At 37.1% G+C, this 12,365-nt stretch carries 14 protein-coding genes and 3 pseudogenes; 6 read left to right on the plus strand and 11 right to left on the minus strand.

Translation table 11 applies throughout. The features are described 5' to 3' along the window. Positions 1-162 precede the first annotated feature (162 nt). Both COD92_RS05150 and COD92_RS05155 read left to right on the plus strand, forming a co-directional pair. A complete protein-coding gene (locus COD92_RS05150; protein ID WP_098530002.1) occupies positions 163-798 on the plus strand; it encodes an MBL fold metallo-hydrolase in 636 nt (211 codons plus the stop codon). A gap of 36 nt (positions 799-834) precedes the next feature. Beyond that, complete coding sequence (locus COD92_RS05155; protein ID WP_098530003.1) at positions 835-1,911, plus strand: class I SAM-dependent methyltransferase; 1,077 nt, start codon at positions 835-837, stop codon at positions 1,909-1,911. An 88-nt stretch (positions 1,912-1,999) separates the two neighbouring features. Here COD92_RS05155 and COD92_RS05160 read toward each other — a convergent pair whose 3' ends face one another. Both COD92_RS05160 and COD92_RS05165 read right to left on the minus strand, forming a co-directional pair. Then, positions 2,000-2,242 (minus strand): DUF2626 domain-containing protein, encoded by a 243-nt coding sequence (locus COD92_RS05160; protein ID WP_098530004.1) that lies wholly within the window; start codon positions 2,240-2,242, stop codon positions 2,000-2,002. 83 nt (positions 2,243-2,325) lie between these two features. After that, the gene (locus COD92_RS05165) at positions 2,326-3,024 is read right to left on the minus strand and encodes a helix-turn-helix transcriptional regulator (RefSeq protein ID WP_098530005.1); all 699 of its coding nucleotides are present in this window, start codon (positions 3,022-3,024) and stop codon (positions 2,326-2,328) included. Between the two features lie 604 nt (positions 3,025-3,628). Here COD92_RS05165 and COD92_RS05170 point away from each other — a divergent pair. After that, entirely contained in the window at positions 3,629-4,102 is a 474-nt protein-coding gene (locus COD92_RS05170) for a hypothetical protein (RefSeq protein WP_098530006.1), read from the plus strand. A 197-nt stretch (positions 4,103-4,299) separates the two neighbouring features. Here COD92_RS05170 and COD92_RS05175 read toward each other — a convergent pair. After that, positions 4,300-5,042: pseudogene (locus COD92_RS05175) on the minus strand (transposase); the annotation flags it as partial. Positions 5,043-5,496: 454 nt separating this feature from the next. Here COD92_RS05175 and COD92_RS33580 point away from each other — a divergent pair. The 3 genes and pseudogenes from COD92_RS33580 to COD92_RS05190 all read left to right on the plus strand — a co-directional run. Next, positions 5,497-5,616: pseudogene (locus tag COD92_RS33580) on the plus strand (class I SAM-dependent methyltransferase); the annotation flags it as partial. Between the two features lie 514 nt (positions 5,617-6,130). Then, complete coding sequence (locus tag COD92_RS05185) at positions 6,131-7,351, plus strand: ammonium transporter (RefSeq protein WP_098530007.1); 1,221 nt, start codon at positions 6,131-6,133, stop codon at positions 7,349-7,351. 40 nt (positions 7,352-7,391) lie between these two features. Beyond that, a pseudogene (locus tag COD92_RS05190) lies at positions 7,392-7,732 on the plus strand (P-II family nitrogen regulator). Positions 7,733-7,952: 220 nt separating this feature from the next. Here the strand turns inward: COD92_RS05190 and COD92_RS05195 are convergent. The 8 genes from COD92_RS05195 to comGA are packed head-to-tail and all read right to left on the minus strand — an operon-like array spanning position 7,953 to position 12,208. Beyond that, positions 7,953-8,141 (minus strand): YqzE family protein, encoded by a 189-nt coding sequence (locus COD92_RS05195; protein ID WP_098530008.1) that lies wholly within the window; start codon positions 8,139-8,141, stop codon positions 7,953-7,955. Between the two features lie 56 nt (positions 8,142-8,197). Next, positions 8,198-8,581 (minus strand): competence type IV pilus minor pilin ComGG, encoded by a 384-nt coding sequence (gene comGG / locus COD92_RS05200; RefSeq protein WP_176541178.1) that lies wholly within the window; start codon positions 8,579-8,581, stop codon positions 8,198-8,200. Further along, positions 8,578-9,054 (minus strand): competence type IV pilus minor pilin ComGF, encoded by a 477-nt coding sequence (gene comGF / locus COD92_RS05205; protein WP_255286630.1) that lies wholly within the window; start codon positions 9,052-9,054, stop codon positions 8,578-8,580. Before comGF ends, comGG begins: the two co-directional genes overlap by 4 nt. Further along, the gene (gene comGE / locus COD92_RS05210) at positions 9,002-9,340 is read right to left on the minus strand and encodes a competence type IV pilus minor pilin ComGE (RefSeq protein WP_098530010.1); all 339 of its coding nucleotides are present in this window, start codon (positions 9,338-9,340) and stop codon (positions 9,002-9,004) included. The genes comGF and comGE overlap by 53 nt, the downstream gene beginning before the upstream one ends. Continuing rightward, a complete protein-coding gene (gene comGD / locus COD92_RS05215; RefSeq protein WP_098530011.1) occupies positions 9,324-9,764 on the minus strand; it encodes a competence type IV pilus minor pilin ComGD in 441 nt (146 codons plus the stop codon). The genes comGE and comGD overlap by 17 nt, the downstream gene beginning before the upstream one ends. Positions 9,765-9,773: 9 nt before the next feature. After that, on the minus strand, positions 9,774-10,082 hold the full coding sequence (comGC, locus tag COD92_RS05220) for a competence type IV pilus major pilin ComGC (protein WP_141561077.1): 309 nt from the start codon (positions 10,080-10,082) through the stop codon (positions 9,774-9,776). Between the two features lie 22 nt (positions 10,083-10,104). Next, positions 10,105-11,136, minus strand: coding sequence for a competence type IV pilus assembly protein ComGB (comGB, locus tag COD92_RS05225; protein WP_098530013.1), 1,032 nt, complete (start codon positions 11,134-11,136; stop codon positions 10,105-10,107). After that, entirely contained in the window at positions 11,123-12,208 is a 1,086-nt protein-coding gene (gene comGA, locus COD92_RS05230) for a competence type IV pilus ATPase ComGA (protein ID WP_098995908.1), read from the minus strand. Before comGA ends, comGB begins: the two co-directional genes overlap by 14 nt. Positions 12,209-12,365: the final 157 nt, after the last annotated feature.

A 12,365-nucleotide genomic window follows, 5' to 3' on the forward strand; every position in this document is an offset into this window, starting at 1 on the left:
AAAAATTATGTAACTATATTATATACATTCGTTTCCTATTTTATATTTTTTTCACCAATTTGTCGAGGGCAAATATACAGCACTAATAATAGCACGCTTTCTCTCCTATGTTCTTTAGTGTAAAATAAACCTGATGTATTTATGTATGGGAGGTACAAATTTATGAAATGGCAACAAATCCCTTTAGGGCCCCTGCAAACGAATTGCTACATTGTTGAAAATCCTGATAAAACATGTTTAATTATTGACCCGGGCGAGGAAGGGAAAAAATTAATTCACTTATTGAGTCAAAGAAAATTAAAGCCAATTGCTATTCTTTTAACTCACGCTCATTTTGATCATATTGGGGCAATAGATGTTGTCAGGGAAACTTATAAAATTCCTGTTTATATTCACAAAAAGGAAGAAAAATGGCTTGAAGATCCTAGGTTAAATGGTTCGCAATTATTTATGCAAATTGAACCGATCGTGGTGAATCCAGCCGATCATATTATACATAATGAGGGGAACATGAAGATAGGCGAATTTTCGTTCCATGTTTTCCATACTCCTGGTCATTCACCTGGCAGTGTTTCTTATTACTTTGAAGAAAATGATGTTGTTATTTCCGGTGATGCTTTATTTCAGGGGGGAATCGGCCGTACTGATTTACCTGGGGGGAATTCCGGGCAGCTATTGAAAAGTATCCATGACAAGTTGCTTAGTTTGCCGGAAGAAACCTATGTCCTGTCAGGCCATGGACCTGTGACAACCATTGGCGAGGAAATGGATAGTAACCCATTTTTAAATGGATTTTAGAAAACTAAAGAAAGACCCAACTAAAAGGGAGTTATTATGATTACCTACTTAAAGCACATAATCTCTAATTCACCTAAAGGGCTTATCTCTTATGCCGATTATATTTCAGCCGTCCTTTATCATCCGGAATTAGGCTATTATATGAAGGATAAACCTAAAATTGGAAAGCATGGGGATTTTATTACTACCAGTAATATTTCGGATGTATACGGCAGACTTATGGCTAAGTGGTTTTCTACTATTTGTGAAAAAACTAAATTGCCGCCAGTTTTTTGTGAGATAGGAGCTGGAACAGGGCGTTTTGCGAATGCCTTTTTACAAGAGTGGTATGATTCGATTGGAACGCCACTTAACTATATTATAGTGGAAAGCAGTCCCTACCATCGAAAGCGGCAGCGTGAATTACTTCAGCCCTTTTCAATTGTTCAAATGGAGACTCTTGGGCAGGTTGAACCCTTTTCTGGCATGGTATTTTCAAATGAACTTTTTGACGCTCTTCCGGTTCATGTTATTGAAAAAATAAACGGCGAGTTTGTGGAAGTGATGGTGGGGATGACAGATGACGGGCAACTTTTTGAACAAAGGGAAGCATTAACCAACCAAGCTATCCTTTCATTTCTTGCAGAAAGTAAACTGGTCGTAAAAGAAAAACAACGGATTGAGATTCCTATCGCGATGGAGAAAATGATAGAGGATATTTCAAAGGTCTTAATTAAAGGAATAGTTGTGACTGCTGATTATGGCTACACCAATGAAGAGTGGACACATCCTCAGCATAAAATGGGGAGTTTAAGAGGGTACTACCAACATATGATGATAGACGATGTTTTGCAGCATCCAGGTGAGATGGACATAACCACCCATATCCACTTTGATCAACTCGTTCAAAAAGGATTGAATCATCAGCTGGAGTTGCTAACCAAACTTAGGCAGGATGAATTTCTGTTAAAGGCAGGAATTTTGAAGGAGTTAGAGGAGCATTATGATCCTAATCCTTTTTCCGAGGTAAGCAAAAGAAACCGTGCCATTCGCAGTTTAATTTTGCCGTCAGGGATGAGCACTTATTTTCATGTCGTGATTCAGCAAAAAGGTCTTCAATTAAAGGGAAGATGATGTGTTTGTAGAATAAAAAAAACACCGGTGCACCGGCGTTTTTTTTTGTTCTGCAGCGTCAGGATACATTCTTGGCGCTTCGCTCTTATTACTCTCCTGCGCCAAGCGGCATCATGAACGTTGTCCAATATGTAAAGCCGACGAAGAAGATAGTTAAATATGCTCCGAAAACATACAAATACATACGTTCGGAAAGCTTTAGGTAGCTAAGCAGAACGAAAAATCCTGTTTGAGCCAAGAATAGCATTGCTGTTCTATCCAAATCACCCAGATAGAGCATTACGGTAAAAATACCAGTCCAAAAACCACAAACTCTGAACATGCGATCCATATGTATACCCCCTTTTATCCTACGGTACCATCAATATAATATTATAAAGTAAAAGGAGGCATAATGTAAACATCGGACTCGAATTAGTTTGTCACAAGTACTTGATAAGAACACGTTTCACAGCCTGAAATCATGTTTTCTTTTTCAATTAATTCAACTGATTCAAATAGAGCACCGAACATGCCTTTTAAAAATTCATGGTGCATATTACAAACTGTTTCAGTATGTTCCTCTGCAACTTCTTTAAAAGGACAATTGAAGATTTGGAAGTGAATTTTAGATTGGTCACCGTTAGCTTCAAACTCTGGATAAAATCCAGCAAGGGTTGCAGCACTTTTTAAAATCGTCAGCTTTTGATCAAATGTCAGTGCCTCGCCAAGTGCCCTCTTTGCCATTTCTTGTTCAATAATTTCAGTCCCAAATCGTTTACCGGTGATAAATAGTGCTTCTTTACCAGCTTCACCAAGCGAAATCATCGTCTGCATGGCCACTTTTGATAATAGCATGTAGTCTCGGTATGGGAAATGCAGTTGGATAACATCCTCAGACAAGCGGTATAGTCGGCTTGGTCTACCGCCTTTTCCCGTTTTCTTTGTTTCAGATGCCAACATATTCACATCTTCTAACTTAGAAAGATGTAGTCTTGCCACATTTGGATGGATATTAAAATTTTCAGCTACCTCTTGAACTGTAACTTCTTGATGACGTTTGGTGATGTATTGATAAATGTAGTACCGTGTTGGATCTGACAAAACGTTTGTTATTTTTAATGTTTGTTCCATCACTGTTCACCTCGAACCCCCATAATTTACTCCATTATAATACAGGCGAAATAACAAAGGAATGAAGTTAACAATGTTAACACTAAACCGTCAATAAATAGCCATATTTATCAAGGTTTGCAAGGTCTATACAGTACCAAGTTAACTGTATAGGAGGTCTACGGATCAAAAAAAGGGTAACCAAGGCAACTCTATTTCTTTTATTGAATGTGATTGTGAATAATTGTACTTAAATGTAGTTTAGTGCTTTATTAATTATATAAGTCATATTGAAATTATTTTCATATATTGTCGGACCCTATACTGGAAGTAAGTACAGCCAATTTGTCACTTTACTTGGAGCCTCTGCGGGCAAGATTATAAGCCATGAATCCAGACTTATCAAATATCCTGGCCCAGCCAAAACATGCTATCATGCCCGCCTCTCCAAATAAAGTGCACGTCTCTAAAAGGATACATTATTAGACTGTTAGTTAAAATCTTAAGCCGAAGGCTATCCCATTGAAATCAGTTTCTTACTCTACTCCACTAACTGGCAGAATAGTTAAATAACGAAGGAGTTATAATAAGTTGAATGATTTTTTTGGAGTAAAGAGGTATTAATATGTCAATAAAAAATCAGTGGTTACTTAATATTGCAATGATAATACTCTCATGGCTAACAATACCTTTGTTAGGAAGGCGCACAATAAAGAGATTTTTACCAGCCTCTATCCTTGCTGTTCTAATTTGTAGTTTGGATGTTCCAATTGGAAAAAAACGCAGATGGTGGTCTTTTTATAATAAACCACAGTCCTTTATTCAAAATGAATTTCCTTTTCTCATAGGTCCAATGTTGACGATGTCTTTATGGGTATTAAACTGGTCATACGGAAATTTTAAAAAGTTTATTATGTTAAATGCTATTGGCCAAGCACTTTTTGTATCTCCAATAACAAGATTATTTACAAAATTAAAACTCTATAAATTAGTTCAATTTAACGAATTTCAATTCTTTCTATATTTCTTTTACAAGGCTTTTTTCTTATATGGATTTCAATACCTTTTTGAAAAATACAAAAAAACTAATGCTTATTAAAGTAACTGGGTGCAAGAGTTGAAGAACAGGGCTGTCGTAGCGGCAGCTTTCTTCTTTCGCTAAACCAGCTAATAGTTTGTCAATATTTTTCATTAAAAACTTTAAATATCTAATGCTATACTAAAAATGTACATGCCAAATAACCCTCCGTTAGTCTAATTTTGGAAGATTTTGTATTATTTGGTTAGATTTAGGTTCTAAGCTATATCTTGGAAAGTGGTTTTGTTCTTTAAAAGGGCAAATATCCAATGTAAGAGCTTATTTACACATGCTATTACAGCTTTACGACAATCACGAATGGCACAAAGAACCGCCATATACAAGGCATGTCTAAGTCTATTAGATCCTATTTTTTAGTGATTCGATTTTTAGTGGCAGAAAATTTACCAGATTCAAAAACACTCGGATCGACTCCGGCGAATACTACAAGCTTTTTTGGATCATTAAATCGATCTATTTCCCCAATATCAGAAATTATCGTTGCAGCGATTTTTTCTCCGATGCCAGGAATAGATTTGATGATATTATATTCTTCAATTTCCTTAGCGAGGGCATCTATCTCCGACTCTAACTTTGATAGATGCTCTTTATACTGAAGAATCATACTTATATACATACCAAGGCTTAATATAGGACTCTGATAAACGGTCTTTTCGAAAGGGTTACGGGACGCCGCAGCTTTAAGTTCAATCGCTTTTTCTTTTGCCCACCTGATTGATTGACTTTTACATACTTCAAATATTTTTTCTGAAATTGTTTCTTCACTCTTAAAAATGTCATCTGAAGAGGGAAACTCTAAAAGAGTTAAGAGCGACACCACAGAATATAAATCTCCAAAGACCCCAATATACTCAGGGAAAACTTGCTCAAGCACTGCCTGAAATTGAAGTTTTGTTTGTATCATCACGCCAGTTATATTTTCATGTTGTCTTGTAAGATTATGTTAAGGGACATTCCTCATATGGCGGCATTACAGAAAGCAGCACCTTAACTTTCTTTTGATCGAGATTAATTAGTAGGTTAATTGTTATAAATATTTGAAGCACGGATTAGTCAGTAAAACAACTAAAGTACGGGCAAGGGACCCTGTCGGGCAGCATGAATGGAAAGGTTGGACGAAGGAATTTTGGAGCAAAGACTCTGTGAGAAATGGGAGAGTTGACCTCCATGAGAAATGTGGAGATCCACCAGTGCGACCATACTTTACCTATATATCCACCTTTTGGATAAGGTTGGTTTGGTAGCTATTACTTGTTTTATCTCTTTTCACCCAAAATTATCCTTTAGTACACAACTCTTCCAATATTCAAATGAATTTTAAAACAGACTACTGCGTAATTCGGAGAAAACAAGAGAAATCGAGAGATTTTCCTTTCTATATAGAGGGAGTTTAGTTCAAGCAAGGTTCTTGGTTGTATAAACCAGTTAAAACTGTAATGGATTTATTGCCTTTATTTGATAATAAAGAGAACTTAAAAGTCATTGATTTGGGTTGTGGTGTTGGCAGAAATAGTACCTTCGAAATGATAAACCCGTGCAATTAAAGACCAATGCTATCACCTATGTAGTAAGAAAAAATATGGGGTAGATATTTAACTTACGGAGGCTTGAGTTAAACACCTTGACGATACAAAAGCGAATAGCAGTATTAATACCTTTATCCAGACGATAGTCCAAAATCAACATTGAATAACACCAATCTATTCTTATTGCTTTAATTTCAATTTAAGACGTTGGGTGAGCCATTGCCCACTTTTCATAAGGTGTTAAGGAAATGCCCCCTCTTATCCCCTATCTATCTAAAAAAACATTTGGTCCACTCAATTAATACACTGGGTTAACAATCAGATGCATTGTTCGGTTCCTGAATATACTGTCAATGTTGCATAACCTAACATGTATGAATTTAACAATGCCAATTATCTAAAAATTTTGTTGAAAATTAAGAGGTTGTGTAATACGATATCTTTATTAACAAGTAAATGTTATAAAACCTGACATAAAGATTTTACTAAGGAGATGAAAAACATGCAGATGGCGGATACAGTATTTATGTTTTTATCAACGATTCTCGTTTGGATTATGACACCCGGAATTGCTCTTTTTTATGGAGGAATGGTAAAAAGTAAAAACGTGTTAAGCACTGCGATGTACAGCTTTGGCTCAATTGCAATTGTTTCTATTATTTGGATTCTATTTGGTTATTCACTTGCTTTTTCAACGCATGGAAATCCATTTATTGGTGGTCTCGATTGGGTGGGATTAAAAGGTGTAACCTTTAAACCTAATAATGATTACAGTGCAACAATTCCTCATAATCTGTTTATGATGTACCAGCTAACCTTTGCCGTTTTAACGGCAGCGCTTATTTCAGGTGCCTTTGCAGAGCGTATGCGTTTCTCTGCATTTGCTATCTTCACAGTCCTATGGTCTATATTGGTATACTCTCCTGTAGCACACTGGGTTTGGGGAGTAGGAGGATGGATTCGTAATCTCGGAGCACTCGATTTTGCCGGAGGAAACGTCGTGCATATTACATCCGGTGTTACCGGACTGGTGCTTGCGATCGTTCTTGGAAAAAGAAAAGATGCTGTCACCACGACTCCTCACAACCTGCCACTTACAATTTTGGGAGGAGCCTTAGTCTGGTTTGGATGGTTTGGCTTTAATGTTGGGAGTGCTTTAACCCTTAATGATGTGGCGATGTACGCATTTATCAATACGAATACGGCAGCTGCTGCTGGAATCATTGGCTGGTTAGTAATAGAATGGCTGATAAATAAAAAACCTACGATGCTTGGAGCTATCTCAGGTGCAGTGGCAGGACTTGTTGCGATCACCCCTGCTGCAGGATTTGTTACTCCGGCTTCTGCTATTCTTATTGGATTCCTTGGAGGTTCGATTTGTTATTGGGGAGTCTTCTGGGTAAAAGAAAAATTCGGATATGATGATGCTCTAGATGCGTTTGGATTGCATGGAATCGGCGGAACATGGGGTGGAATTGCGACTGGTTTGTTTGCCACAAAATCCGTGAATGCAGCCGGAGCAGATGGATTATTTTATGGAGATCCAAGCTTAGTATTAAAGCAGTTAATTGCAATTGTTGCAACATATCTATTTGTTGGGATAGTATCATATATAATTATTAAAGTTGTAAAAGTCTTCGTCCCTGTCCGGGCAAATGAACATGAAGAATCTCTCGGATTAGATATTACACTGCATGGAGAAAAAGCCTATCACGAAGCATAATTTTCCTAAAAGGGTGATCGTATGATAAGTTCTAACAAAAATTGAAATTATTACACGTTCCACCAAATTTGAAGAATTGAAACAAGCCCTGGCTCAAATCGAAGTGAGTGGAATTACAGTAACCCATGCTCTTGGTGCAGGTTTTCAAAAAGGTATACCGAAACATACCGGGGCAAGAAATTCGATGTTAATATGTACGAACGGATAAAGGTTGAAATCGTCGTTTGCAAGGTTCCTGTACAGTTAGTAATTGATACGGCACGAAATGTGTTAAATACAGGACAGCCAGGTGACGGGGAAATTTTTGTATATGAAATCGCCAATGTTATTAAAATACGTACTGGTGAAGAAGGCTATGATGCACTACAAAACACTAAATAGTAATTTCTACTTACCGAAAGCCGCCATATGAGGCGGCTATATTTATTGTATTAAAGGTGTAGTCTAGTTTGATCAATAATTTCTTTTGGATAATTGGTAAGTAAATAAAAATGACGGTCTAATAACTATATCCCTTATAAAAAAATGGAAATTATGTGGAAGAGGCTCAATAGAAGAATTTGGGATTTATTAACAAAAAAGTAGCGATACATAAATACCGCTACTTAAATCTTCGTTTTTTCTTTATTTCAGAATAAAGTATATAGGGGAGGATACCAAACCAACGGTACCAAAAATCGGCTTTCGTTTGCTTCTTCTCAATCCGGTTTCGTTTCCGTTCTTCCTTTGGCTGATCAACATATTTTACAATTGTTTGGGTCATATATTTAACATAATCATTTGTTTTCATGGACACACCTGCCTTTTACACCTACATTATGTCCATTTTTTATAAATTCATACGGTTTATTTGGCTTCTTCCCATTTAATCATAGTTTTTGAACGCGTATCAAAGTACCCATAACCCGTTATAGGTTCACGAGAATGAAGAACGAGTGTGAAATCCACAATTTGTATATAGGCAGTAGGAGTCTCTGCCCGGTAATCCATTATTCCATTTACATACACAATTGTCCCTTTAGCAGGCATGATACCACGGGATTGGTATAGCGATTCCACTTTTTTGGCAGAAGACAAGAAATAATATTCCTGCTTAAGAATTTCCGTAGTTTCACCTGCCATTTTCCGTTCTGATAGTAATTGTTCAATATTCATCGAGAAAAAGGTCAGGAATAGGAGTAAGGTGCATAAGGTTAGAGGATAGGTAAAACCATTTTCATGCTTTTTCATGTACTTGTATTCCATTTTAGAAAGGAGAAGGCAATAACTGAATATTCATTTCCCCATAAATCCACAACGGTAATTTTCACGGCATTGTTCACGATTGTAAATGAGTATTGTGAGACATTTTGGAGAATGATTTCATGTCCGGTGGAATTTACTCTTCGTCTAAGGTTCGAATCATACTTTTCATATTGAATGGTTTCTGAACCTTTTGTTAAAATCAAACGTCCTGAAAGAACCTCGGCATGAGAGACTGTAGCAATTTCTTTTGTTACTTGACTGCAAAAAACTTCCCATTCCATTCCCTGCAAATCCATTTGCGTACTTTTTTGGTTAAGGAGGATTTGAAAAATAGGTGCCATAAAGAATACAATCGTGGAAAAGATCGAAAAAGCAATCAATACCTCAATTAAGGTAAAAGCTCTTTCATTCGAGAACACCACAAATATTTGCTTCCGGATGAAATGAATTCTTTTCAACCTTTACACACACCTCCTTTTGACCAGCCGGATTTGTATTCGCCCAAATAATTTTATATTCAATATTATTTTGAATAAGGGTGTAATTGGAAAAAGTCCGGCTATCAATTATTTTTGCTTTCAGTTCTTGAAACATAAATCTTTGTGCCGTTCGCTCTATTTCTAATTTACTGGTTTGGTCTCTCAACTCCATTAATAAGGGGAGTAAGAATAGACAGATCATTAACATGGTAGAAAGTGACAGCAGTAATTCCAGAAGGAAATAACCCTTATTGCTCCGTAACATAAAACCTTCCCTCCCCAATTAAAAGGGTCACCCGATATTTTTTTTTCTTAGTTTGGATAAAAAAGGAGCCAAATTTATTGACTTTACCATCAGGCAGGAATTTGAAATAGAGGGGGATCGATCCTTCGGTAATAGTAATATTGGTGGAGTAATTTCGCTCTACAATAGGCGGGCGATTTGCCTTTCCGATTACATAGTATTTGTATTGATCGGGCTTTACCACTATGGATACTTCATACTGGTGAGAAATAGCATATTGTTGTGTGTAGAGGAGATCCGACCTTAATTGTGAAATGAAGGCTTCATCTTCCAATACAAAATGTTGCGGTTGTAGAGTAAACACTGTGATGGAGGAAATAATCATGAACATGGATAGAACGAGTAATGACTCAACCAATGTAAAGCCGTTTTGATATCTGTTCATTTTTGGTGATTATTCTGTTATTGCTGCAGCAGTAACATTACCTTCCGAATCGATGACTACTTCTTGACCATTCGGACAGCCCTTGACGTCCCTTAAATAGCCTGCTGTTTGTAATTCCGCGAGTGTTGGAATTTTATTTTTTTCCATTTGGTAGGATTGAACTTGAGCTTGGACCATCTTCACGTAGGCTTCACACCCTTTATTGTTGATATTTGAATTGTGTTTGGCTACGTTCGGAATAGTAATCATCAGCAAAACAGAAATAATTAACATAACAATCATCATTTCGATCAATGTAAATCCTTTTTCATTTTTCATCATTTTAAGTAACCTCCATTTTTTAGATTCCATCAAGTAGATGGAACATTGGTAACAGAATCGCTAAATACATAGAAACCACTAAACAACCTATAAATATGTACAGAATAGGCTGGATAGTTTTTAAACTCTTTTCAATCTTTTCCTCCATACTGCTGACACAATGCTTACTGAAAAAAAGTAATTCTTGCTCTAATCTTCCATTTTCTTGGCCATGTTTGATAATCATGGGGAATTCTTTCTCGAAGAATGAAAAGGAGGCAATAATCGTTTCTAATTTTTCTCCGGTTACAAGTTTGGCTTTAATGTCCGCGGCTACTCGACTGTAAAATAGCTGTTTTTGATTATTTTCAAAAAGTGAAAGGGCTTCAGAAACGGATATGCCACCGGATAGCAGGAAACTTAATTGAATGGAAAAGTAGTGTGTAAACAATAATTTGAGGATGCTGCCGGCAATGGGGATGCGAACAAGCTGGGCCCTTTGCTTGAGGATCGAGAGTTTACGAAATCCAAAAAAATAATAGACAGCCGTCAAGAAGAGGATGATAAGAACAGCCCCAATAGCTGTCGGAAAATAATGGTCAAACGCATATAGGACTTTAGTAAAGAAATTTTCCTTAAGTCCGAGCGAGGCAAACAGCGTTGTAAATCTAGGCAATAAGGTATTTTCAATAAAAATAAATAGAAACCCAGTAATAAACATTAATAATAATGGATATTGCAGAAGTTTTAAAAGCTTTTGAAAATCTTTATCTTTTAATAGAGCTAGTTCACTTCCCTCCAGGAGTGCTTCAGCAAAACTGCCATGCTGTTCTGCAAAATAGACATAACCGATCAAATCTTTCTGAAAACCCAGGTTGCTCAATACGACATGAAAGGGTGAGCCTTGCTTTAACTCTACTAAACAACCATATAATTCCTCCTTTCGATTGGATGGCAATTGCAATGCTATGGACTCAATTGCTTCCGCAATTGGGTAACCCCGTAAAAGTAAGTCCCCTGTTCTTTTTAAAAAATTGGCTTGTTCATTTACACGCCATTTATGACGGCTCATCTTCATACACCAGCCGTTCGTATTCGGATTCTTGAATGTAACCTAGAGCAATGCCCTTGTTAATCACTTCTTTTAATGTCCGGTAATGGGTTTTTAACATTTCACCTTTGGCTGCTTTCATAACATTGTTTAAGTTTCGGCCGGATAGGAGTTCAAAAACACTTGCTCTCTTCCAACGGCTATAGGAATGGCATAACGGTGAACATTCTCCTTCACAATAGGGACAGGTTAGTTCTACTAATCTTTGAGCTGTAACAGCAATCAAGGTTTGCTCGACTTCTAGCCAGTTCACACCAAATTCACGGAGACGGTAAACGGCCCCTTTTGCGTCACGTGTATGCATTGTGGATAAAACTAAATGCCCGGTAAGCGCTGCTCTCACAGCAATTTTAGCCGTTTCAGCATCCCTGATTTCACCAACCATGATGATATCGGGGTCATGCCGGAGTATCGCTTTTAGACCGGCTGCATAGGTCACGCCAGCTTTTTCGTTTACTTGAACTTGCAGTACAGAATCATAGTTTTTTTCGATAGGATCTTCAAGTGTGATAACATTGCGATGAAAGAGATGGGCTGTTTCATTTAGCAGGGAATAAAGCGTTGTGGTCTTACCTGATCCGGTAGGACCTGTAAAAATGATTAATCCGTGTGCGTGTTTGAGCAGGGCTAATAACTTTCTTGTCATAGAAGGGAATAATGAGATCTGATGGAAGGGGATTTGCTCCTGTTGCGGCAAAAGCCGGATGACAAGGCTCTCTCTATTGTTTGAAGGGAGTGTGGAAAGCCTAAGGCCCATTAATTGTCCGTCTACTTCACAAAAAACGGCTCCGCTTTGAGGTCGTCTTCTTTCCCCAATGTCCATATTCGCGGTGAATTTAAAATGTGAGATTAATTTGTCGCATTCATCTTTTGGGAGGGACAATCTGGGAATGAGTTTGTTTGTTAAACGGATTTGAACAAGTGTGTCGTTCTTTCGAGGAATAATGTGAATATCTGTTGCTTGATTTCGGACGGCATCTTTAATGATTCGATTAGCTAGTATTTCAATTGAACTGACAATTGGTACCACCACCTTTTTACTTTTTCATAATCATAATTCGACAGGGTTCATGCTTATCCTTCTTTATTTTTAATAAATATATAAATTTTTTTTTAATTTAATAGTGACAGGCACCATGTGAAATATTTACATGGTGCCTGTCACTGTTAAATGCCTAAACAAAGTAATA

Source organism: Bacillus sp. AFS037270, from assembly GCF_002585305.1.